Raw genomic sequence first — 23,020 nt, 5'->3', positions numbered from 1 at the left:
GAGCATACATCTACTTGAAAAAATAATCGCCTGATTTTTAATTAATTGTAAAGTATTCTATGCTTTTTGTAAATTTTATTTGACATTAATGTAAACTTTGTTTTACATTTGGTAAATATTACTTGACAAAATGAAAAACTCTTTACTACTGCCAAATAAGTACAAGGTACTTGGATGGATAATTTTTCTGATCGCTGCCGGTCTACACCTCTTGATTACCATTTTCGATATCTCCTTTCCAAAAGTAGAATTTCAACTTATAAAGGGATACGATTGGGCGGATGCAAGTGGCCTGGACGAGATTCTATTTAGCTTCGTATTGATTGGACTACTACTAATCAGCTTTGCCAAGGAAAAAAATGAAGATGAATACATTTCCTTTTTAAGATTAAAAAGTTGGCAATGGGCGGTTCTTATTTCATATGGAATATTATTTTTTGCAAATTGGTTAATCTATGGCACGATGTATTTGGCCTTTATGGTGTACAACATGTTTACTGTTTTGCTAGTCTTTATCATTAAGTTTAATTATAGCTTATATATGTTGAAGAGAGGAGATAAAAATGAAAACTAAATATTTGTTTCCGAAGTGGTGTTCCATTATTGGTTACATCTTAGCCATACCGGGTTTTATTTTGGGCTACTTTTGCGTGTTCAACAACTTTGAAATTACAGGTTTTGGATTCCGAATTCGCGAGAAAGACTACATCTTTGAAAAAGCATTTGAAAACTTCACTAATGAATTAGCAATTTTCTTAGTGATAATTGGCCTGCTTTTAATTGCTTTTTCAAAAAACAAAAAAGAAGATGAATTAAATTCTAAAATAAGACTCAACTCGCTATATTGGGGGGTTTTATCGTATTATATTGTCTATATCTTGTTATTCTGCATAACAGCATTTTTAACTGAAATCTATTTTTTAAACCAATATTATTTAGAGTTGAATATTTTCACGCCCCTACTTATCTTCATTGCGCGTTTCAACTATCTGAAATACATTAAAAAAGATGTTTATCTAATTGATCGGCCATTTCTTTTACCCAATTGGCCCACAAAGAAATTGGGTATTATAATCACTTTCCTTGCTATAGTGCTGTTTGTCACTGCTAACATTTCAGAACAAGAAGAAGGAAAATATTACCAACTATTCTATTTAAGCTTTATTACTGGGTTACTATTATGGGTATTTTCGAAGTACAAAAATGAAGATGAAATGGTTAATATGCAGCGATTAGAAAGCTTGCAATTGGCTGTTTACTTTAATTATAGCCTATTATTAATTGCAACCCTATTCACCTATTCGTTAAATTTCCTTACTGCCTTAGCCATTGCCAACTTTTCGCTGCTTTTATTTTTTGTAGTCAGAATGGAGTATGTTAATTATAAGAATAACCTAATATTAAATACATTTGAAGGAGAATTTGGATCATGAAAAACAATTTAAGGGTACAACGTGCCATCAAAAATATAACACAAGCTGAACTCGCCGATTTAATCCAAGTATCTCGACAAACGATAAACACCATCGAATCTGGAAAGTATGTCCCTTCAACTGTGCTCGCTTTAAAAATCGCCAAGATATTCGACAAACCGGTAGAAGAAATTTTTGAATTAGAGGAAATGGATTTTAATTAAGTCATCAGCCTTTAGTCCGAAGTCTTGAGTCTTTCCCCTACAAGATAATTAGCCTGAGGACTAAAGACTTCAGACTAAAGACTTATCTTTGCTCCATGCGTTTCGATATCATCTCCGTTTTACCAGACCTATTAACCAGTCCTTTTGCCCACTCTATTTTACAACGTGCACAGAAAAAAGGAATTGCCGAAATCGTGGTTCATAACCTGAGAGATTACGCCACAAATAAACAAAAAAGTGTAGACGATTATCCCTATGGAGGCGGCAGTGGCATGATTATGTCTATCCCCCCATTTGCAGCATGCATAGAAAAGCTTAAAAGCGAACGGGAATACGACGACATTATTTTTATGAGTCCCGATAGCGAAACCTTAAATCAAACGATCGCCAATCAACTGTCAACGCTGAAAAACATCATCATTTTATGTGGTCATTATAAAGGAATTGACCAACGGATCCGCGATATTTTTGTAACTCGAGAAATTTCCATTGGCGATTATGTACTTTCGGGAGGAGAGTTGCCCGCGGCGGTTTTGGTTGATGCGGTTGTTCGGTTAATCCCAGGTGTACTGAGTGATGAGACTTCGGCACTTTCAGATAGTTTTCAGGGCGAATTGTTAGATGCACCTAATTATACACGTCCGGCCGACTGGAACGGACACAAGGTGCCCGATGTACTGCTGAGCGGGCATGAGGCTAAGATAAACGAATGGCGGCACGAAGAGGCTTTAAAACGCACGCAAGAGCGGAGACCCGACTTACTTCGATAATTCATTAGCCATTGGTTCATTTTGTTCACTAATTATTAATTGAAAGTTAATTGGCATCGCGTAAAAATCTGTGAAATCACTTAATCGGTGCAATCAAACTCCGAAGGAGCAATGTGGAAAAACCCCCTCTTGTTAAAAAATAAATTATTTTCTCTAATCCCTTTTATTTTTAAAATAAAATTCCTAATATTGCAGTCCGATTTTAAACAACAAAAAATCGGCTTAATAGCTTAAAATCATGGATTTAGTAAAATTTGTAGAAGAGCAAGTAATTGCGAAAAATGAGTTTCCTTCTTTCAAATCAGGAGATACAGTGAGTGTTCACTATAAAATTCGCGAAGGTAATAAAGAACGTATTCAAATTTACCAAGGTGTTGTTATTCAACGTAACAGTGCTGGCGCAAACGAAACGTTTACTGTTCGTAAAATGAGTAATGGTGTTGGTGTAGAACGTATCTTCCCAATTAATTCTCCAAATATCGATAAAGTTGAAGTTAACAGCCACGGTAAAGTGCGTAGAGCTAAATTGTTCTATTTACGTGAATTAACCGGTAAAGCTGCTCGTATCAAATCTTTAAGAAAATAATATTTCTTTATAACCGTCATGATTTTCAAAATCACACATTGAAATGACACGAGCTTGCAAGCGCTTCACCACCAAATAAAATAAACACCGGTGAAAAATAAATCATGACAGCTTCATCACCGATAAAAAATAAGTTTACATAGATGAAAAAAATATAACCTCGACATTACGTCGGGGTTTTTTTGTTTATATCTTTGCCACACCAAATATAAATGTAGCGTAACGCTTAAGTGTATTGCTGCTAAAACACATGAATTACATGAAAGAACTGTTAAAAAAGTACGAGGAAAAACAACCAGAAATTGTTTTCGAGTGGAAAGACAAAGAATCGGAGGCCGAAGGATGGGTAGTAATTAATTCCTTACGAGGTGGTGCCGCTGGCGGAGGTACACGTATGCGTAAAGGCCTTGATAAACGCGAAGTAGAATCGCTAGCCAAAACAATGGAAGTAAAATTCACCGTTTCGGGCCCGCCAATTGGTGGCGCAAAATCGGGCATCAACTTTGACCCGGCCGATCCTCGCAAAAAAGAAGTGCTAGAAAGGTGGTACAAAGCCGTAATGCCATTATTAAAAAGCTATTATGGAACAGGGGGCGACTTAAATATTGACGAAATTCATGAGGTTATTCCAATCACAGAGGGCTATGGCTTATGGCATCCGCAAGAGGGCGTAATCAACGGCCACTACCAAGCTCGAGAAAATGAACGCATTCACCAAATCGGACAATTGCGTTATGGCGTTTCTAAAGTTTTGGAAGATTTAGAATATACCCCCGATATTAAAAGAAAATACAAAGTTGCCGATATGATTACTGGCTATGGAGTTGCAGAATCGATAAAACATTATTATCAAATCTGGGGAGGAGCACTCGAAGGCAAAAAAGCAATTATCCAAGGTTGGGGAAATGTAGCTGCCGCCGCTGGGTATTATTTAGCACAAAACGGTGTTAAAATAGTAGGTGTTATCGACCGTGTTGGCGGATTAATTAAACCGGAAGGTTTTTCAGAAAGAGAAATTACAACATTATTTAATGATAGAGTAAATAACACTTTAATTTCTGATGATTTAATTTCTTTTGAGGAAGCAAATGAAAAAATCTGGACAGTTGGTGCCGAAATCTTTGTACCCGCAGCATCATCCAGGCTGGTTCAGCAACAAGAAGTAGATAAAATGATTAGTGCTGGACTAGAAGTAATTGCTTGTGGAGCAAATGTACCCTTTGCAGATAAAGAAATTTTCTTTGGCAGCATAATGGAGCATGCCGATAACAACGTAGCTGTAATACCCGATTTTATTGCTAATTGCGGCATGGCGAGAGTATTTGCTTATTTGATGCAACGTAATGTAGAGATGAGCGATGACGCTATATTTTCTGATGCTTCAGAAATAATTAACAGTGCGTTAAAAGCAGTATATAACGTTTCGAACAAAAGAACAAATTTATCGAGAACAGCATTTGAAATTGCGTTAAAACAATTGGTTTAAGTTAGATGGACATTCAATTTTTTGAACAGACTTTTTGGGGCAATACCTTACAGGCATATTTTATGTTTGGCGGTATTATTTTGTTGGGTTTATTATTTAAACGCATTGTCTCTCGTTTTTTAAGTCGGCTGCTCTTTAAACTGTTCAAAAAATTTGCCGACGAAGTGCGTATAGAAACTTTTGTAGCGCTATTGTTAAAACCCATAGAGTTTTTCATTAGTGTTTCTTCACTCTACCTCGCCATTAACCAACTAGAGCATCCGCTTGAAGTAATTATTTTTCACTATACGAAAGCAAAAATAGTTGAAGGCTTTACCTTGGGCGAATTACTCGACAAGGTGTTCTTATTTTTAATCATCCTTTCGGTATTTTGGGTTTTTCTACGCATCATCGACTTTGTAGCCTATGTATTTATGTACAGAGCGGCAAAATCTGAGAATAAGGCAGATGATCAACTGGTGCCCTTTTTGAAAGAACTTTTTAAGTTTGTAGTTTATTTTATCGGCTTTTTTGTACTATTGGGCTATGTATTTGAAGTAAATGCATTAAGCTTAATTACAGGCCTTGGAATTGGTGGTATCGCCATTGCATTGGCGGCAAAAGAAAGTCTAGAAAACTTAATCGCTTCGTTTACCATTTTCATCGACAAGCCTTTCTCCGTGGGCGATTTGGTAAAAGTTGATGGTGTTGAAGGAACCATAGAAAAGGTTGGTTTTAGAAGCACGGTTTTAAGAAGTACCGACAAAACCACTATTATCATTCCAAATAGAGCCATGATCGACGGGGTTTTAGAAAATTTAACCCGTAGAAATTATCGACGGGTTAAATTTAATATCAGCATTACTTATGAAACAAAAGCAGAAGTTCTTAAGCAGGTTATCGCAGAAATTAATAATTTTCTAACGGCCCACCCACACACCTCAGACAGTACCGTTACCTTCGACAGTTTTGCCGATTCGGCTTTGACCATTCAGGTTCTGTATCTTGTGGAGAATATTGACTATAACGAGTATTTAAAAATAAAGGAAGAAGTTAACTTCAAAATTATTGATCTGGTAAATCAATATGAATCGGAATTTGCTTACCCAACTCAGCGAACAGTGGGATTGGAAAAGAAAAGTACGTAGTTAAAGCTCGGCAAGCACTGTAACCCCACCTTTAACCACTTCGCCAAGAACTAACTTTACATCGGTTCCAATTGGCAAGAAAATGTCTACTCTAGAGCCAAATTTAATGAACCCAAATTGTTCGGTTTGAACCACTTCATCGCCTTCTTTAATATACCATACAATTCTACGGGCAAGCGCCCCTGCAATCTGACGGAATAAAATAGGTGTGCCATTTTTGTGCTCAACCACTGTAGTCGTACGTTCGTTCTCGGTACTCGATTTCGGATTCCAAGCTGCTAAATATTTTCCTGGGTGATATTTAAAAAACTTCACAACCCCAGAAATTGGATTACGGTTAATGTGTACATTAATGGGCGACATAAAGATTGAAACTTGTAACCGTTTATCCTTAAAATACTCTCCCTCTTCGGTTTCTTCAATTACCACCACTTTTCCATCAGCAGGGCAAATCACCAAATTATTGCCATTGGTAAAAACCCGCCCCGGATTTCTAAAAAACTGTAAAACGGTAACAAATAGTGCAAAAGATAAAATATAAACGAACCAACGCAGCCACGCACTATCACCATACCAATACTCTACAGAGGCATTGATTATAAAAATAAATAACACAGATACGGCAATGGTAGTATATCCTTCTTTATGTATCGTCATTGAATATTAAATTTTAGTTGCTGCAAAATTGGGAAAAAAATGTCACTTTTTTACTGAATTAAATTAAACAGCTCGGTAAATATCCTTTAAATTTCGGCCTAGATCATTATAATCTAAGCCATAACCTACCACAAACTCGTTTGGGATTTCGAAGCCTACATAAATCAATTCTGGAATAGGCGATTTTAAGGACGCAGGCTTAAACAATAAGCTGCACACCTGAACGGATGCAGGATTTTGTGCTTTTACCTTTTCTAAGATATAACTCAAGGTAAATCCCGTGTCTACAATATCTTCAACAATAATTACATCTCGATCTTTTAAGTCGTTGGGAAGGCCAAAAGCTTCCTTTATAGTTTCTGTACTTGCGGTACCTGCATAGGTTGCCACACGAATAAAACCAATTTCGCAAGCAATATCGATTTCCTTTAGCAAATCGGCCATAAAAACAAAACTTCCGTTTAAAACGCCTATCAGTATCGGGCAACGGTTTTCGTAATCTACATTTAGCTGAACGCCGATTAACCGAGTTCTTTTACTGATGGTTTCGTTTTCTAAGAAAATCTCGAAATCTTTGCCGTCTACTTGGATTTTGTTCATGATGTTTTGTTTACCCTTTTGAATCGCTAATCACTATCCCCTTTTTCTTTTCGTCGCTCTGCTCTACGCTCTTGCCTTATTTGTTTTTTCGTTTTGGTTGTGTCTACTTTAACTGCGGGACGGGTAACCGAATCTTTTTTTGATGGAAATAGTCGGTCAAAAACACTCTTCCCCTTGTCTTGTTGAACAGCTGGCGGAATGATCGGCACCTCTTCATCTACCTCAAGTGCAGCCGTATCAATAACCACCGAATCGGGAAGTAAAAACTGCCTTAAGCCTTCTCTTAAACGAACGTTATAGAATCCATACCCTGTAGTGTCTGCAGAAGTTAATCCTCTTCGAGCCATAGTATTTCCTATAAAATTAAAGTAAGGCAAAAGATAGGGCTTTAAACTGCCGTCGCTCATAAATTTATAAAGTGCAGCCTTTGGTCGAGGCACAATATTGGCTAAGAAAATACCTTCTCCAACACTTAATTCATAAGGTGGTTTCCCGAAATAATAGCGAGCGGCCTCGCCGATTCCATATACATTTGGCCCCATTTCGATGATGTTAAAATACACTTCTAACATGCGTTCCTTACTAATTAACCGATTATTTTCAATCATCCATACAATTAAAATTTCTTCTGCTTTGCGAGAAATCGTCTTATTTCTGCTTAAGAAAACATTTTTTACTAGTTGCATAGAAATAGTACTTCCTCCTCGCTTAAAACGTTTTTCTTTAAAGTTAACTGCAATGGATTTTCTGAACGACTCTTCTACAAAACCATGGTGCCTAAAAAACGATGGGTCTTCTGAAGTAAGCAATGCATTTCTGAAATTAAACGAAATAGCTGCTAAAGGGGTAAAATTCGGGTTCGACGGGCCTATCAAAATGTCGCGCATGGGTTTTCCATATTCGTAAGGCGTATAGATAAAGTCGTGATTAATCTTTTGTAGATCCGTTTTTCCCCATTTTAAAATCTTAAAGTTATTGGGAGTTAAATTAGAATTAAATTTTACGCTATCGGGTATCGATGTATCTAAATAAAAATCGAGGTTATATTTTAATTTGCCACTCACCTGCATTCCATCTAGTGATTCGAATAATCCCTGCGGAAAAGCCTCCAAAAGATCTTGTGCGTTTTGCTCTTCAGCATTTAACTTAAGCTGGTAAATTTTGTTAGGAGATAGGGTGTACTTAATGTAGGGATGCACCACAGCATTCTTTAAAAAGATACTCGATGTGCTATCCAAACAAAGATAATTAGGCCCAACGAGCACATCGGCATCAATTTTAGCATTGGTTACAACAATATCGTTAGCCGCAATTCGAGCCTGATTAATCATTAAATTTTTAACCGACCATGAGCCAGAAATCTTAAAGTCGTCTCCACTAAATTCTGCATCCTTCATCTCCGTTCTTACTGTATCAAAACTAAGTTTGGTGTGTAGCTTCTGCTGAAGATAGCGCGGTAATTCGACCTTTTTATGATCTGCCGCAAAAAGTGTTACATCCAACTGTTTTCGCGCTGGCTTTAACATGCCTGCTACTTGCCATTTGGCTTCGGTATCGTTCACCAAAATAGTAGCGTGCAATTTTCCATTCTCGATAGTAGCCAACGAGGTTAAAAATTTTAACGATGAGGTATCGTTATCATTTAACTGCATCATGAAGTTTTTAATCTCCATATCATCAGGGATTTTATACAGCACTTCGTTTAATAGGTTATCTGCTATCTCGCTTAAATCGACCTTACTTTTTGTAGTGCTGCTATCTTTCCTTTTCCGTTTAAGAATGAAATCGAGGTTGCTTAAGGTATCTCGAATTACCACATTAAACTTTCCATCGTTTAATTTAATCTCCGAAAGTTTCACATTCCCAAATAGCAATGGAAATAGCTTTATGCCTATGGATAAATCGTGTATGGATGTTAATGTATCCCGGTCTTTTGGAACCACCGAAATACGCTCCATGCTCACTGTACTTAAACCACTAAAACCCGCCTTGCCAACCCTAACAGTTAATCCATAATCTTTCTTTGCTTTAACAATTGCCTTTGCCATCATTTTTTTTAACAGCGCTTCCCGTTTACTATAAGCAATAGCGCCTAAAGAAATAAGTAACAAGAAAAAAACACCTACAACCCAAGCGCCAATCTTATAATATTTCTTCGGGACATTTATTTTTGGTAACTGCATAAACTAATTTAGAAATTAATGTTTAAACAAAGGCCCAGTGCAAATGTTTAAAACGTGTTAAAATTACAATAAAAAGGTCGATAGAAAATTTATTATAGTTATGTTTTGTTAATTTTGAAGAATGATAATTACCAACGAGCAGGTTTTAGCTGCCTTGAGCAATGTAGAAGATCCAGATTTGAAAAAAGATTTGGTTACTTTAAACATGATTAAGGATGTTAAGATCGAAGATCATCACGTTTCATTTACTTTAGAATTAACTACGCCTGCATGTCCGATGAAAGAAATGCTGAAGAACGCGTGTACCAATGCGATTAAACATTTTGTAACGGCCGATGCACAGATAAGCATTAACATTACTTCGAGGGTAACCAAACCGAACGATACCACACAACTAAATGCAATTAAAAATATCATTCTAATTTCTTCGGGCAAAGGTGGTGTTGGTAAATCCACCGTTTCGAGCAATCTAGCCGTAACACTAGCTGCTAATGGTGCTAAAGTGGGTTTAATCGATGCCGATATTTATGGGCCATCCATTCCAATTATGTTTGGCTTAGTGGGTGCAAAACCTAACGCAAGAGAAACTGAAAATGGCAAAACATTAATCTTGCCTATCGAAAAACATGGAATAAAATTGCTTTCATTAGGTTTTTTTGCAGATCCAGAGCAAGCTGTGCCATGGCGTGGACCAATGGCGTCAAATGCCATTAAACAGTTATTTAACGATGCCGATTGGGGCGAGCTAGATTACCTGATTGTAGATTTGCCTCCAGGTACCGGAGATATTCACATTACCATAAGTCAGAGTTTCCCCATTGCTGGCGCCGTAATTGTAACTACACCTCAACAAGTTGCTTTAGCCGATACCAAAAAAGGCTTAAATATGTTCAGAATGCCCGGTATGAGTATTCCTATTTTGGGTGTGGTCGAGAACATGTCGTATTTTACACCAGCAGAGCTCCCAGAAAACAAATACTATATTTTTGGTAAAAACGGAGGAAGAGAGTTGGCAGAGAAATTTAGAGTACCTTTTTTAGGAGAAATACCATTAATACAAGCTATTACTGATGCGGGAGACAATGGCATGCCGATTGCAATGGATACCAGTAGTGTTTTAAATGCTGCATTTAATGATATTGCTGGAAAAATTGCCCAGCAAATCTCAATAAATAACGTACAATCAGCTAATTGCTAAAAATTTACTATTTTTATACTTTAATAGAGAAAAATGAATTTAACAGAACGAGTAGAGCAAGCGTTAGAAACCATTAGGCCATATTTAATAGCCGATGGTGGAAATGTTGCGATAGAAGAGATTACCCCAGACTTTACCGTTAAATTAAGATTATTAGGAAACTGTGGTTCTTGCAAAATGAGCTTTATGACGATGAAAGCAGGAATAGAACAAGCCATTATGAAAGCTGTTCCCGAGATTACTGGGGTTGTTGCTATAGATTTGGCCGAGCAGGAATAGGTTTATTTAACACAATTTAACGAATGCTTTAAGCATTTACCGCTATTTTTGTAAAATGAAGTATTGTTTAACCATCATATTGCTAGTTGTTGCAACTACTATTTTTGCCCAAGATGCAAAAAGAAGCAGCAAATTAGTGCAGTTCTCGGGAATTATCACCGATACTGACAGCAATTCGGTGGTACCGTACGTAACTATTACTAACGTTAGCAATAAAAATCAAAAACACGCCGCCAATTATCAAGGCTATTTTTCCATTATTGTTAACCCTGGCGATTCACTTATTTTCAGCGCCATAGGTTTTAACAATCATGTGGTGGTTTTACCAAATGAAATAACCGACTATAAATACACGGAGATGGTGCGATTAAAACCCGAAACGGTGTACCTTAAAGCAGTACGTATTTATCCTTGGGCCACTATAGAAGAATTTAATAAAGAGTTTTTATCGATGAAGGTAGCGGATGATGACATGGCGATTGCGAAGAAAAACCTATCTCCTAAGAGCATTCAAGCTATGATTTTATCGCTGCCGCGAAATGCTTCAGAGATTAGCAATAGTAACTATCGTTATAATTTTGATCGCATGCAGAATGTAAACATGCGTCAGACTAATCCATTTCTAAACCCTTTTGCTTGGGGTAAATTGATGCAACAAATCTTTAACGGTGATAAGAGTAGGGAAGCTGATAAATAATTAGCAAATTATTTATCGTTTTTTATTCTGTTTCGGAAAACGCATTTTATAGTCGGTTTTCACATTTCCTTTAGAAATAGCATCTAATCTTGATTTTAATAATTGTTTACGCAATAAGCTTAACTTATCTGTAAATAATTTGCCCTCTATATGATCGTACTCATGTTGAATTACTCGAGCAGCAAACCCGCTCACTTTCTCTTCGTGAAGCTTCCAGTTTTGATCGTAATAACGGATTAAGATAGTAGGCTTGCGCATGATATCTTCTCTAATTTCAGGAATGCTTAAACAGCCTTCGTTAAATGCCCAGGGTTCGCCAGTTTCTTCTAAAATTTGTGCGTTGATGAATACTTTTTTAAAAATCTCCTCGTCCTCCTCGGCCTTTGTATCTACAATAAATAAGCGAATAGGTAAGCCAACTTGTGGCGCTGCCAAACCTACACCATTTGCATTGTTCATGGTTTCGAACATATTGCTAATAAGCTGTTGTAAATCAGGATATGTTTCCTCTATATCAACACAAACTTTCTTTAAAACAGGGTCGCCATAGGCTACTATAGGTAGTTTCATCAGGTATATAAATTATTTGAATGGCTTGATGGCTATCAAAAGTTTGATAATCTACTATTCATATGCCAACTTTTGATGGTCATTCTACAAAAATACAAATTATTAGGAAATAGGGAACAGGAAATGGGAAATAGGCCGTCCGAATCGTTACGCTGTTGGGCAGAACGTTAATGAACTAAGATTTTTTTCGTCAAGTACTTCGTTTGCTATAGCATCCATATCATCAGCGCTCACCGCACGAATTTTTTTAAACACCGTCTCTAAATCATCTATTTTTTGATAGTCTATCAAGCTTTTAGCCATTGAGATGATGAGGCCAATGCGGTTTTCTTCGCCAAGCGCAATCTGCCCTATAAACTTATTTTTTGCCTTCTGCAACTGCACCTCATTCATTTTTGAGGAACGAATTTTCTTGAATTCTTTAAAAATAAGAGTGGTGGCCCGATCTATTTTCTCCCTGTCGGTTCCAAAATAAAGGGCAAAAATGCCTGTATCACTTAGCGGACTATAATTAGACTCAATAGTATAAGCTATTCCGTATTTCTCGCGAATTTGAAGGTTAAGCACCGAACTCATACCATTACCCCCTAAAATGTTATTTAGCAGCAACAATCCAGCTTTATAAGGATGATGAAGCGAATAGGCCTGTGTACCTAACATGCTATGCGCCTGCATAATCTGTTTGCCAACGCAAAGGTGTTGCGGCGCATTTTTAATAGGGGCAATTCTTTTAGATATGGAAGAATTTTCAGGAACCTCTCCAAAATATTTCTCGCCAATTTTGATGAGTTTATTCAAAGAATAATTACCAAGAACGGCTACAACAATCTCATCAGTTCGGTAGTTATGCTTAAGGAACTGTTTGATGTTTTCTTGATTTAAACCCATCACCGTTTCAGGCGTCCCTAAAATATTTCTGCCCAATGCATGGTGGGCAAATAACATGTCCTCAAAATCGTCGTTTATTGCCTCTTCAGGTTGATCTAAATAAGAAGCAATCTCATCTAAGATCACTCCTTTTTCTTTATCCAATTCATCAAGCGGAAATACCGAATGAAAAACAATATCGTTAAATAATTCAAGCGTACGATCTACGTAAGGCTGCAAAAACGACGCATGTATACAGGTATATTCTTTAGTGGTATATGCGTTTAAGTCGGCCCCTACACTTTCTAGGCGGTTTAAAATTTGATTGGTGCTGCGCTTTTCGGTACGCTTAAAAATAAGGTGCTCAATAAAATGGGCTAGTCCCATTTGTGCATCATCTTCATCCCTCGAACCACTATTTATTAAAATGCAGGCATGAGAAATGGCCGAAGCAGAAGGTACATGTAAGATACGAATGCCGTTACGTAAGGTATGAACGTTATATTCCATTAAGCTGCAAAGATAATGTAATTTGGTTTAAAGTTTTTCCGTATCTGGATATTGCAATTGAAAAACGCTGATTACTTTTTCTTTTTTTGGTCTACTTCCTACCAATGCAATAAAACTAGCCGCTGCAAATAACATAAAAAAAATTATGGGTTTTAAAATCACCTACAAAATGGGCGTTGTATTCGCTAAACCCGCTTCAAAAAAAGGCCTCTTTATTTAGTCTTAGCACTACTGCACTAAAAAATACAACAATGCAAAAAGATAGATGAATATTGTTTCTATACCTGTCATTTTGACCTATTATCGGTTTTGGAACAGCCATTGATAAGGATAGGTGTAATCAAAAAATTATACCTCAAATATGAAAACAGAAAAAGGAAGTATTTCCATACACACAGAAAACATTTTTCCAATCATCAAGAAATTCCTGTATTCGGATAATGAGATCTTTTTAAGGGAATTAGTTTCTAATGCAGTTGATGCAGTTCAAAAAATTAAACGCTTGGCAGCATTGGGGCAATATAATGGCGAGCTTGGCGAGCCTTTGGTAGAGGTAAGTTTAGACACCACAGCAAAAACCATTACCATTAGCGATAATGGATTGGGAATGACAGCCGAAGAAATCAAGAAATACATTAATCAAGTTGCGTTTTCTGGCGCAAGTGAATTTGTTGAAAAGTTTAAAGATGCAAAAGACGCTAATGAGATTATCGGCAAATTCGGATTAGGCTTCTATTCGGCATTTATGGTTGCCGATTTGGTAGAAATCCAAACATTATCTTACCTAGAAGGGGCTACAGCAGCAAAGTGGACTTGCGATGGAAGTACCTCATTCGAGATTTCAGATGGCGATAGAACTACTCGGGGCACGAGCATTATCTTACACATTAATGCTGAATCAGAAGAGTTTTTAAGCGAAAATAAACTACAGCAGATATTAGATAAATACGCGAAATTCTTACCTGTTCCTATTAAATTTGGCACTAAAACTACACAAGAAGAAGACGGTGTAGATGAAGAAGGTAAAGCAAAATATACTTCGGTTCAAGTACCAAATATAATTAATACCACACATCCGATCTGGACCAAAGCGCCTGCCGATTTGTCGGACGAAGATTATCTAGATTTTTACAAGCAATTATATCCATTTTCGGAAGATCCTCTGTTTTGGATACACTTAAATGTTGATTATCCTTTTAACCTAACAGGTGTACTTTATTTCCCTAAGGTTAAAGATGATTTTGATCTGCAACGCAATAAAATTAAATTATTTAGTCGCCAAGTGTTTATTACCGACGAGGTAAAAGATATTGTCCCTGAATTTTTAATGCTTTTACACGGTGTAATCGATTCTCCAGATATTCCTTTAAACGTTTCGCGAAGCTTTTTGCAGGCCGATAGCAATGTGAAGAAAATAAATAGCTACATCACTAAAAAAGTAGCTGATAAATTGGGCGAGCTCTTTACTAAAGATCGTAAGGGTTACGAAGAAAAATGGAGCAATATAGGTTTATTCGTGAAATACGGAATGATTAGCGAAGAGAAATTTTACGATAAAGGAAAAGATTTTGCATTATTAACTAATACCAAAGGCGAAAACTTTACTTTTGAAGAATACAAAGAAAAAGTTGCTCCAGTTCAAACCGATAAAAACGGTAATGTGGTTTATTTATATACCACCGATCCAGATAAACAAGATGGATTTATCCAATCGGCCGAGAGAAAAGGGTATGATGTGTTGGTGATGAATACACCAATTGATAGCCATTTTGTAAGTAGCCTGGAGCAAAAACTAGAAAAAACACAATTAAAACGTGTAGATGCTAGTGTTGCTAATCAGTTGATCGAAAAAGATGAAATACTTGAATCGGTTTTAAGTGAAGAACAATCGGCAACCGTAAAATCAATCTTCGAAAAAGCAATTGTTAAACCTAATTTTAGTGTAGAGGTTGTAGGTTTAAACCCTGACGATTCGCCTGTAACAGTTACCATGGATGAATTTATGCGCCGCATGAAAGACATGGCTAAAATGGGGGGGGGAATGAGTTTTTATGGCAACATGCCGGATAGCTATAAAGTGGCTATTAACGGAAATCACAAGTTGGTGAGCAAAATTCTTCAATCTACCAACGAGGAAGAGCAAAGTAAATTAGCAAAGCAAGCTGTAGACTTAGCGTTGCTTTCGCAAGGAATGTTAACTGGAGCCGAATTAACCGCTTTTGTGAGCAGGAGTGTTGAGTTAATTTAATTTTAAACCTCGCAGGTTGGCAACCTGCGAGGTTCAACATACATACATGAAAAGAAGATTTTCTATCTTTCCAATCAGCATATTTGCACTACTCTTCTTTTTATTAAGTTGGTATGTTTTAATAGGTTTGAGAACCATCGCTCCTCAACCCTATGTACCACTTGTTTTTTGGTCGGTTATAACTCTCAGTTTAGCAAGTCTTCTTTATGCTATCCAAGGGATGCAAAGCCGAGGAATGGATCAATTTTTCAAAGTCGCTACACACTTCTTTCTAGTGCTCTTTGTAAGCGAAATCTTCTTTGCCCTTTTACTATTTGTAAATGATGTATTTAGAGGTGGATACGGTCTTTTTAATTTGGTAGTTAAACATGATTTTTTATCGCCCGTACGAAACCCTTATTGGATTAGTTTTGCCGCTGTTGTATTTATAAGTTCGGTTTTACTATTTATTTATGGGATAACCAAGGGGAAATATGCATATCGGGTAATTAAACATACTTTATACTTTAAAGATTTGCCTGAGGCGTTTGATGGATTTACACTTACGCAAATTTCAGACGTTCATGCCGGCAGTTTTACCGATCCAAATGCGGTGCAAAAAGGTATAGATTTAATCAATGCGCAACATTCAGATTTGTTTGTGTTTACTGGCGATTTAGTGAACAACAAAGCAGAAGAAATTAAACCGTGGATTAATCATTTTTCTCAAATTAAGGCCCCTTACGGACAATTTTCTGTTTTAGGAAATCATGACTATGGCGATTACGTGAAATGGCCAAACGATTTGGTTAAAAAAGGCAATCTTCAGCACTTAAAAAAATACCATGCAGAATTGGGCTTTCGGTTATTATTAGATGAACATGTTCTCTTGGAGAAAGATGGTCAAAAAATTGTTCTTGCTGGAATTGAGAATTGGGGATTGGGCTTTGGCGAAAGAGGAGATTTAGAAAAAGCATTAAAAGGCACCAATACAGATGATTTCAAGGTTTTGCTTTCTCACGATCCATCACACTGGGAAGCACAGGTAAAAAACCATCCTTCAAAAATTAATTTAACCTTAGCAGGCCATACCCACGGCATGCAGTTCGGCATAGAGGCATTGGGAATAAAATGGAGTCCGGTTAAATATAGATATGCACACTGGGCCGGCATTAAGGAAGAAAATAAACGCTTCTTAAATGTGAATCGAGGCTTTGGTTTTATCGGTTTCTCGGGCAGGATAGGCATATGGCCAGAAATTACCGTAATCGAATTAAAAAAGGGATAAAAAATTTTCGTTATCCGATGGTGATTTAGAGAATTTATTTTTAGTTAAATTATGTCAAAAACATCAACGAGAACGAACTAAAAGTTAAGTTTGTAAAACCAAACACACTAAACCTTTGAAAAAGCGATATCCTATTTTTCTGCTTACTATATTGCTATGCCAGGGATTAATGGGTTTTGCACAAAGCAACAAGCGAGTAAGCGGTTTGGTTATCGACTCTACTAAAACCGGAATTAGTAGTGCTACTATTATCTTAATTGCAGGGTCCGATACCCTACGCACTACAACCAATACTGAAGGTTATTTCAGTTTTTCGAAAATTAAATCAGAAACTTTTTCATTAAGTATTAGCGCTATGGCTTATCAAAGTTATAGTCACACCTATACATTCGGCAAAGATAAACACTTAGAAATAGCCGACATTGAGCTAAAATATGCGGCAAACATGCTAAAAACGGTAGAAATTAAGGGAAAACCTAATCCCATCCGCATTATGCAAGATACAATAGAGTATAATGCAGCAGCCTTTCAAGTGTTAGAAGGTGATAATGTAGCCGATTTAATTAAGCAATTCCCTGGCATGGAGATAGATGATGAATATAATGTGAAAACCATGGGCAAGGACATGGTAAAATTGCGCATTAACGGAAAAGATTTTTTTACCAACGACATTAAAGATTTCATTGGCAAACTTCCAGCAGGCATCGTATCAAAAGTTCAAGTTATTGATGATTACGGTGATGAAGCAAATTTTACAGGACTAAAAATAGGTGAGCCTACTAAAATGTTAAATATCGTTACCAAACCTGGGATGAACAAAGGGAAATTTGGCAATGCAAAGATCAATGGCGGCACGAATGATCAGATAGGAAGTAGGTTAAATGGCAATTTGTGGAATGATAATAAGCAGAGCAGCGGAAATTTAGGATACACAACCTCAAATAATGGAGCAGGCACAAGCGAAAACATTCAAATTTCGACCAGCCATCGCGATAAAATAGGCAAGAATGGGAATTTGGGAATTAACTACAATTTTATGGGCAACAATGTGGCGTTTAAAAGTGAACAAGCGATAGAAACCTTAAATCCAATTGGCACCTTTTATACAAAATCGCAAAGCGATGGTCAGAACAAAAATAAGGGTCATAATTTAAATACTGATTTTAACTATAACAACAAGAAAGTATTTGTGAGTGGTACGTTTGGGGCCGCATATAATGGAAGTAATAGCGATAATTCTTTCTTTACCAATCAGTCGGGCGTAATTAGGCAAGATCTAAAAAATAGCAATCAATCGAAGAGCAATTCCCCTAAAATAAATGGAGATGTAAGCTTTTCAAAGATTTTGAAGAATAAAAACAATAGTTTTTCTGCTAATTTGGGCGTTTCAACAAGTGGAAATACTTCAAATCAAACCATAAGTACAAATACGCTTTATTACGATAAAGACACGCAGATCTTAAAAAAGGATTCATTGTTAAATAGGAACTTAGTTTCGGAAAACAATAATCAAAATGTGGGTCTAGCATTTACTTTTGGTATTGGGTTAAAAAAGCCAAAAGATTCTTTAGCAAAGCAAAATTTAAACATTAGTTATATCATTTCTGTAGGCAATACCAATAGTGATGTGGCTACATTTGTGCTTAACAATACAACTCATCTGCCTAAATACATCGATTCGCTTAGCACAAAATATACCTCCTTATTCATTAATCAATCTTTAGGTGTAAATTATAACTACAGCAATAAGAAAATACGCTACAACTTTGGTATAAATGCACGACCAAGTTTAATGCAAAATCACTACATCAACCTCAACCAAAAAATAAAAAATAATAACCTCAACTACGCTCCGAACCTTAATCTTAGTAAAACCATATCGAAAGGAAAAACAATTTCATTAAGCTACACCGGCAATAACAATGCGCCGTCGATTAATCAGATGCAACCCATTCGCAATAGCCAAAATTTACAAAATGTGATCATTGGAAACCCAAATCTAAAGCCTTTCTTTAATCATAGAATCTCTTCAAACTTTAACTATGTAAATTCAAAATCGGGAGTGTCGATGATGTCTGTACTAAATTTTTCGACCACTCAAAATGAAATTGTAAGTAACGTAATTTTAGTGCCCGACACTTTAAATAGTTTAAAGCAAGAAACCAGATATGAGAACACGAATGGCAATTATAATGGGAGTGGGAATTATACCTTAAATCTTCCGTTCAAAAAAAACAAATATTCGATTTCGTACGGAGGTTCATTTGGAGTTTCGAATAGAGCGCTATTTGTGAATACTATCAAACGATTTAATAAGGGTTTTAACTTATCGCAACAATTTCGGGGAAGCATGAACTTGAAATTGTTTTCCATGTCTGCCAGTGCAAATTACACTTTTAGTTCCAACACAAATTTACTAAATACGGGCTCCATAAACGAAATTTATTATCTAAATCTTGGCCAGATTAATGGCGCTACCCTTTTTAATACCCATACTTTTCGTGGTAATGTTACCAACTCGCTTCGACTTAAGAAGTTGATATTAAGCTCGAATATAAATTACAGCTTTACTAAAAGCAATGCAGAATTTAATACGAATAGCATTGGAAATGTAAAAAGTTTAGACATGAATTTCTCTTCGAGATTAACCGTAAAAAAAAGCTATTACTTTGTTGTTAATGCCACAAAGCGAATTAATAGTGGGTATTCGTTAGCCAATGTTAATCCTTTTATTGTAAACACCAGTTTAACTAAGGTTTTTCTGAAAAACCAGGCCTTAAATTTAAGCGTTAATGCGAACGACTTACTAAACCAAGGAAATAATTTGTCGCGCATGATTTCTGGGAATTCGATTATCGATAGTCGCAGCAATCAGGTTACCCGTGTAGTTACGGTTGCGCTAACTTATAATCTCTCTCAATTTGGTGGAAAAGCTTTCCGTGTAGATGCCGATACCTCTTATTGAGTACGTTACGATTAGTATGTTGAAAAAATAATTAGTATTTTTATTATATTTATTTCTAAAAACTGTAGCGTTTAGACACATTAACTCGTATTAAGTAAATGTGTTGACTAAACATTAGCCATTTGTTTTTTAATTATACCCGAAAATTAACCATGAACCGATCAATAAATATTATTGTCGCTTTCATATGTACCGTAGTCTTGTTCTCTTGCAAAAAGAGAGAGGTTGATCCTGTATTTGATGTTTCAGGCTTAAGCATTGTAAATGCTTCACCAAGTACAGCGAATCTCGACATCTACGTTGATAACACCAAAGTAACACCGAGTGGAACAAATTTCACCTTTGGAAGCAAAATAGATTATTTAAATGCTTATTCGGGTAGCAGAAGGATGACCATTACCCAGAAAGACTCGAATGTTCCTTTAAAATCAGAACTTTTTATATTGGAGCCTCAGTTTGGATACACGCTTTTTATCATCGATAAATTTGCCGACATTAAATTTATGCTCTTGCCCGATAATTTAACAAAACCTGTTAAAGGTAAGGCCTCGGTACGTTTTGCTAACTTAAGTCCTGATTCAGACCCCCTCACCTTATCGGTAGAGAACGACCCGGCCTTAATTACAAACATCGCTTTTAAAGATTATTCGAATGCCATATTGGTAGAAACTGGCGATAAAGTTACATTTAACATAAGAGAGCATAAAACAGGAAACATCGTTTTAAGCCTTCCTGACATCAAGATTGAAGATCAGAAAATTTACACTATTTATGTAAAAGGACTTAAAGCTGCTACTGATGAGACAAAATTAGGCGTTGCTATTTATACACACAAATAGTGGCTGCCAAAAGCCAAAACACAAGCTTTTTGGCTTTTATTTTTTTAACCGAAACCGAAATCATTTTATATGATTGAAAAGAACCAAAAGGCCTACCTAAAGAATGCTCAATTTTGAGGATACTGTTGTAGGCTGCCTACGTAACGACAACAAGAGCAAGGAAATGATCTATAAATCATTTTATGGCTATTTAATGGCTGTTGTTTTACGTTATGTAAATGATAGGGATGATGCGGAAGAACTTGTAAATGATGCGTTTATAAAAATATTTAATGCCGTTAACCAGTTTAATTTTCCAAAGAACAAGGAAGAACATCAAAAGGCGTTTAAAGCCTGGATTTCGAAAATAGCATCGCGTACGGCGATAGATTTTTTACGTACTAAACGCAATTTGATATCACTTGATGAAATAGTAGAAGAACAAGAACCATTAACAGAAATAAATATAATAGCAGCATTAAATGTGAAAGACATTCTTAAACTACTTGATGCGCTACCAGAAATACAAAAATTGATATTTAATTTATACGAGATTGAAGGTTTCTCTCACGATGAAATTGCAAAGACGTTAAACATCCCAGAAAGTTCTAGCAGGGTATACCTAACACGAGCAAAAAACAAACTGAGAATGCTTTACTCAAAAACATTAATAAATAATTATGCAACCTACTGAACATAAGCACAAAAAAGATGAGGAGCTCATTGCTCACATCAAGCAGAGCCTAAAAACTCATGAAGAGGTTTACCAAAAAGGCGCGTGGGAAAAATTTAATCAAAGAGTAGAAACTAAAAAACGTCCTATCTTTTGGCTAACTCGCCTGAGTGGCGCTGCGGCTATTTTAGCGATTTGTTTTAGCCTTATTTGGTTTAGCACAAATCGCCCGCAGAACGAGCAACTAACCAAACAAAAGGTCGAAAACGATAATTCATCGTTAGAAAAACAACCTTCGAATGAAGATGCTCTTGCAGTTGAACCGAAATCACTAGCGAACGCGCAATTGGCGAGGGAAGATCCGCAAAACAAGGTTATTTTTGCGCAACAAACAACTGAGCCAACTGCACAAGTTGCTATCAATAACACGCCTTCTTCCACTACAACAGCACTGCCTACAGTGGTAAGTCCACAACCCGATACGGAGCAGGTTATTGCCAAAGTTGATGAAAAAGTTAAGACAGACATTATTGAATATTTAGCGAATGAGACGAAAAAGGGTGAGGGTAAAATTGATAAATTAGCTATAAATAAAAAGCAAAAATGGGATTGGGGATTAATGTTGGCTCCTTCTATTGGAAATACCCAAGAATTAAACATCGGTTATGGTGTGAGCATGACTTACAATTTATCTAATCGTTTATCGCTAAGTTCAGGAATTGCTTATAGTAAGATGAATGCAAGCAAAAACCTGCCTACAAGAATCGGTTCTTCTTCCATCCTTTTAGGAAACACCAAAAGTTTAGAGATGATCAATGAGGAGGTTACAGGCTTGGATATTCCATTAGAACTTAAATACCATATTAATAAAAATATGTACGCCAATTTGGGCATATCAGGCTTTGCGGTACTAAATCAAAGCAGAAGAAATACATTTGTGGAAACTGTTGTGGTTAAAAATGCGGCTGGTTCTAGCGGAGGAACTGGAGCGAATGGAGCGTCAAGCAGTATTGATAATGAGGCCAAAGGGCAATTTGCAAATTCTTACCTTGTAAACCAACGTACTACAGAGCTTGCCTCTGGCGCAGCAATCGAAGATTTAAATTACATTGGCTTCTATAATCTTTCGTTTGGCTACACGAAAAAAGTATATAAAAACCATGCACTCGCTATTGAGCCTTTTGTAAAATTACCGATTAAGGGCGTTACACAAGACAATTTGCGATTAGTTGGTACCGGTGTGAGATTAAAAGTTGGTTTCTAAACCAAAAGATATGCTACTTAAAAAGATGATCACGAGGAAGAACATTGTAAACGCCTTATTTATAGCTTTGTTTTTGACTATCCTTCTTGTTCCCTCTGCTAAAGCATTGGTAATGCAAGGTTTGATGGAAATAGGCCTGTTTAAACCTTCGGTAGATCACCAAAAAATCACTCCCAACTCCGATTTATCCGCCATTAAGTTTAAAGATGTCAAAAATAACATAATCAGTTTAGGCGATCTCGATGGGAAAATAATATTCTTAAATTTTTGGGCAACCTGGTGCCCACCCTGTCTAGCCGAAATGCCCTCAGTTAATAAATTGCATGAGCAGTTTGGAAGCGATCAGGACGTTGTATTTTTACTCGTCGATGCCGACGGTGATTTTAAAAAGGCTCAGGCCTACATGGATAGAAAAAAGTATAAGATGCCCGTTTATGCTGTTGCCAGCAAGCTACCTGCTCAAATCTTTAAAGGATCGTTACCCACCACAATTGTATTCGACAAAAAGGGAAGAATTTCTTATAATGAGACGGGGGCAGCAAATTATGCAAACCCTAAGTTCATCGCTTTTATCCAGGCTTTAAAAATGCAGAGGGATTAGTGCATTGTTTTGGATTAA

Annotated in this window: 22 protein-coding genes; 17 read left to right on the top strand and 5 right to left on the bottom strand. The window is 36.5% G+C overall.

Annotated features, from left to right (window positions below):
* The first annotated feature begins 130 nt into the window (after window positions 1-130).
* The 7 genes from WG904_RS05945 (at window position 131) to WG904_RS05915 (ending at window position 5,605) form a co-directional block, all read left to right on the top strand.
* On the top strand, window positions 131-574 hold the full coding sequence (locus WG904_RS05945; RefSeq protein WP_339578376.1) for a hypothetical protein: 444 nt from the start codon (window positions 131-133) through the stop codon (window positions 572-574).
* Entirely contained in the window at window positions 564-1,433 is an 870-nt protein-coding gene (locus WG904_RS05940; RefSeq protein WP_339578375.1) for a hypothetical protein, read from the top strand. The genes WG904_RS05945 and WG904_RS05940 overlap by 11 nt, the downstream gene beginning before the upstream one ends.
* Window positions 1,430-1,636, top strand: a complete 207-nt coding sequence (locus WG904_RS05935) for a helix-turn-helix transcriptional regulator (protein ID WP_339578374.1) — start codon at window positions 1,430-1,432, stop codon at window positions 1,634-1,636. Before WG904_RS05940 ends, WG904_RS05935 begins: the two co-directional genes overlap by 4 nt.
* Before the next feature lie 95 nt (window positions 1,637-1,731).
* Window positions 1,732-2,406 (top strand): tRNA (guanosine(37)-N1)-methyltransferase TrmD, encoded by a 675-nt coding sequence (gene trmD, locus WG904_RS05930; RefSeq protein WP_339578373.1) that lies wholly within the window; start codon window positions 1,732-1,734, stop codon window positions 2,404-2,406.
* Window positions 2,407-2,644: 238 nt separating this feature from the next.
* Window positions 2,645-2,992, top strand: coding sequence for a 50S ribosomal protein L19 (rplS, locus tag WG904_RS05925; protein ID WP_055133060.1), 348 nt, complete (start codon window positions 2,645-2,647; stop codon window positions 2,990-2,992).
* 259 nt (window positions 2,993-3,251) lie between these two features.
* Window positions 3,252-4,478, top strand: coding sequence for a Glu/Leu/Phe/Val dehydrogenase dimerization domain-containing protein (locus WG904_RS05920; protein WP_339578372.1), 1,227 nt, complete (start codon window positions 3,252-3,254; stop codon window positions 4,476-4,478).
* Window positions 4,479-4,483: 5 nt separating this feature from the next.
* Entirely contained in the window at window positions 4,484-5,605 is a 1,122-nt protein-coding gene (locus WG904_RS05915) for a mechanosensitive ion channel family protein (protein ID WP_339578371.1), read from the top strand.
* Here the strand turns inward: WG904_RS05915 and WG904_RS05910 are convergent, their stop codons facing one another.
* The 3 genes from WG904_RS05910 to WG904_RS05900 form a co-directional block, all read right to left on the bottom strand.
* Window positions 5,606-6,262, bottom strand: a complete 657-nt coding sequence (locus tag WG904_RS05910) for a phosphatidylserine decarboxylase family protein (RefSeq protein ID WP_339578370.1) — start codon at window positions 6,260-6,262, stop codon at window positions 5,606-5,608. It abuts the gene before it with no gap.
* Between the two features lie 63 nt (window positions 6,263-6,325).
* Entirely contained in the window at window positions 6,326-6,862 is a 537-nt protein-coding gene (gene hpt / locus WG904_RS05905) for a hypoxanthine phosphoribosyltransferase (RefSeq protein ID WP_339578369.1), read from the bottom strand.
* Between the two features lie 26 nt (window positions 6,863-6,888).
* Entirely contained in the window at window positions 6,889-9,045 is a 2,157-nt protein-coding gene (locus WG904_RS05900) for a transglycosylase domain-containing protein (RefSeq protein ID WP_339578368.1), read from the bottom strand.
* A gap of 121 nt (window positions 9,046-9,166) precedes the next feature.
* Between WG904_RS05900 and WG904_RS05895 the strand changes: the two genes are divergently transcribed.
* From WG904_RS05895 to WG904_RS05885, 3 genes are read left to right on the top strand one after another with little or no spacing between them, the layout of a single operon-like run.
* Window positions 9,167-10,243: an Mrp/NBP35 family ATP-binding protein gene (locus WG904_RS05895; protein ID WP_339578367.1), complete on the top strand. Its 1,077-nt coding sequence runs from the start codon at window positions 9,167-9,169 to the stop codon at window positions 10,241-10,243.
* Between the two features lie 33 nt (window positions 10,244-10,276).
* Window positions 10,277-10,522, top strand: a complete 246-nt coding sequence (locus WG904_RS05890; RefSeq protein WP_339578366.1) for a NifU family protein — start codon at window positions 10,277-10,279, stop codon at window positions 10,520-10,522.
* Between the two features lie 55 nt (window positions 10,523-10,577).
* A complete protein-coding gene (locus WG904_RS05885; protein ID WP_339578365.1) occupies window positions 10,578-11,219 on the top strand; it encodes a peptidase associated/transthyretin-like domain-containing protein in 642 nt (213 codons plus the stop codon).
* A 12-nt stretch (window positions 11,220-11,231) separates the two neighbouring features.
* Here WG904_RS05885 and def read toward each other — a convergent pair whose 3' ends face one another.
* Both def and WG904_RS05875 read right to left on the bottom strand, forming a co-directional pair.
* Window positions 11,232-11,789: a peptide deformylase gene (gene def / locus WG904_RS05880; RefSeq protein ID WP_339578364.1), complete on the bottom strand. Its 558-nt coding sequence runs from the start codon at window positions 11,787-11,789 to the stop codon at window positions 11,232-11,234.
* Window positions 11,790-11,936: 147 nt separating this feature from the next.
* Window positions 11,937-13,166, bottom strand: a complete 1,230-nt coding sequence (locus WG904_RS05875) for a M16 family metallopeptidase (RefSeq protein ID WP_339578363.1) — start codon at window positions 13,164-13,166, stop codon at window positions 11,937-11,939.
* A 361-nt stretch (window positions 13,167-13,527) separates the two neighbouring features.
* On the opposite strand from WG904_RS05875, the gene htpG reads away from it, so the two are divergent.
* The 7 genes from htpG (at window position 13,528) to WG904_RS05840 (ending at window position 23,002) form a co-directional block, all read left to right on the top strand.
* A complete protein-coding gene (gene htpG, locus WG904_RS05870) occupies window positions 13,528-15,414 on the top strand; it encodes a molecular chaperone HtpG (protein WP_339578362.1) in 1,887 nt (628 codons plus the stop codon).
* 46 nt (window positions 15,415-15,460) lie between these two features.
* The gene (locus WG904_RS05865) at window positions 15,461-16,681 is read left to right on the top strand and encodes a metallophosphoesterase (RefSeq protein ID WP_339578361.1); all 1,221 of its coding nucleotides are present in this window, start codon (window positions 15,461-15,463) and stop codon (window positions 16,679-16,681) included.
* 115 nt (window positions 16,682-16,796) lie between these two features.
* Entirely contained in the window at window positions 16,797-19,646 is a 2,850-nt protein-coding gene (locus WG904_RS05860; RefSeq protein ID WP_339578360.1) for an outer membrane beta-barrel protein, read from the top strand.
* A 152-nt stretch (window positions 19,647-19,798) separates the two neighbouring features.
* Window positions 19,799-20,485 carry a DUF4397 domain-containing protein gene (locus WG904_RS05855; RefSeq protein ID WP_339578359.1) on the top strand — a complete coding sequence of 229 codons (687 nt, stop codon included), beginning with the start codon at window positions 19,799-19,801 and terminating at the stop codon, window positions 20,483-20,485.
* Between the two features lie 103 nt (window positions 20,486-20,588).
* On the top strand, window positions 20,589-21,158 hold the full coding sequence (locus tag WG904_RS05850; protein ID WP_339578358.1) for an RNA polymerase sigma factor: 570 nt from the start codon (window positions 20,589-20,591) through the stop codon (window positions 21,156-21,158).
* Window positions 21,145-22,401, top strand: a complete 1,257-nt coding sequence (locus tag WG904_RS05845) for a porin family protein (protein WP_339578357.1) — start codon at window positions 21,145-21,147, stop codon at window positions 22,399-22,401. Before WG904_RS05850 ends, WG904_RS05845 begins: the two co-directional genes overlap by 14 nt.
* 10 nt (window positions 22,402-22,411) lie before the next feature.
* Entirely contained in the window at window positions 22,412-23,002 is a 591-nt protein-coding gene (locus WG904_RS05840; protein WP_339578356.1) for a TlpA family protein disulfide reductase, read from the top strand.
* Window positions 23,003-23,020: the final 18 nt, after the last annotated feature.

This window comes from Pedobacter anseongensis, assembly GCF_037482965.1.
GTDB lineage: Bacteria > Bacteroidota > Bacteroidia > Sphingobacteriales > Sphingobacteriaceae > Pedobacter > Pedobacter anseongensis.
The sequence above is the reverse complement of the archived record's forward strand: the minus strand, read 5'-3'. Positions and strand labels throughout refer to the sequence as shown.

Bases quoted from the DNA above. Each gene is read 5' to 3' on its own strand.
- trmD (WP_339578373.1), top strand. From the start codon at position 1,732: ATGCGTTTCGATATCATCTCCGTTTTACCAGACCTATTAACCAGTCCT.
- WG904_RS05875 (WP_339578363.1), bottom strand. From the start codon at position 13,166: ATGGAATATAACGTTCATACCTTACGTAACGGCATTCGTATCTTACAT.
- rplS (WP_055133060.1), top strand. From the start codon at position 2,645: ATGGATTTAGTAAAATTTGTAGAAGAGCAAGTAATTGCGAAAAATGAG.
- WG904_RS05840 (WP_339578356.1), top strand. From the start codon at position 22,412: ATGCTACTTAAAAAGATGATCACGAGGAAGAACATTGTAAACGCCTTA.
- WG904_RS05940 (WP_339578375.1), top strand. From the start codon at position 564: ATGAAAACTAAATATTTGTTTCCGAAGTGGTGTTCCATTATTGGTTAC.
- def (WP_339578364.1), bottom strand. From the start codon at position 11,789: ATGAAACTACCTATAGTAGCCTATGGCGACCCTGTTTTAAAGAAAGTT.
- WG904_RS05885 (WP_339578365.1), top strand. From the start codon at position 10,578: ATGAAGTATTGTTTAACCATCATATTGCTAGTTGTTGCAACTACTATT.
- WG904_RS05900 (WP_339578368.1), bottom strand. From the start codon at position 9,045: ATGCAGTTACCAAAAATAAATGTCCCGAAGAAATATTATAAGATTGGC.
- WG904_RS05910 (WP_339578370.1), bottom strand. From the start codon at position 6,262: ATGACGATACATAAAGAAGGATATACTACCATTGCCGTATCTGTGTTA.
- WG904_RS05915 (WP_339578371.1), top strand. From the start codon at position 4,484: ATGGACATTCAATTTTTTGAACAGACTTTTTGGGGCAATACCTTACAG.
- WG904_RS05850 (WP_339578358.1), top strand. From the start codon at position 20,589: ATGCTCAATTTTGAGGATACTGTTGTAGGCTGCCTACGTAACGACAAC.
- WG904_RS05945 (WP_339578376.1), top strand. From the start codon at position 131: ATGAAAAACTCTTTACTACTGCCAAATAAGTACAAGGTACTTGGATGG.
- hpt (WP_339578369.1), bottom strand. From the start codon at position 6,862: ATGAACAAAATCCAAGTAGACGGCAAAGATTTCGAGATTTTCTTAGAA.
- WG904_RS05890 (WP_339578366.1), top strand. From the start codon at position 10,277: ATGAATTTAACAGAACGAGTAGAGCAAGCGTTAGAAACCATTAGGCCA.
- WG904_RS05855 (WP_339578359.1), top strand. From the start codon at position 19,799: ATGAACCGATCAATAAATATTATTGTCGCTTTCATATGTACCGTAGTC.
- WG904_RS05920 (WP_339578372.1), top strand. From the start codon at position 3,252: ATGAAAGAACTGTTAAAAAAGTACGAGGAAAAACAACCAGAAATTGTT.
- htpG (WP_339578362.1), top strand. From the start codon at position 13,528: ATGAAAACAGAAAAAGGAAGTATTTCCATACACACAGAAAACATTTTT.
- WG904_RS05895 (WP_339578367.1), top strand. From the start codon at position 9,167: ATGATAATTACCAACGAGCAGGTTTTAGCTGCCTTGAGCAATGTAGAA.
- WG904_RS05845 (WP_339578357.1), top strand. From the start codon at position 21,145: ATGCAACCTACTGAACATAAGCACAAAAAAGATGAGGAGCTCATTGCT.
- WG904_RS05865 (WP_339578361.1), top strand. From the start codon at position 15,461: ATGAAAAGAAGATTTTCTATCTTTCCAATCAGCATATTTGCACTACTC.
- WG904_RS05935 (WP_339578374.1), top strand. From the start codon at position 1,430: ATGAAAAACAATTTAAGGGTACAACGTGCCATCAAAAATATAACACAA.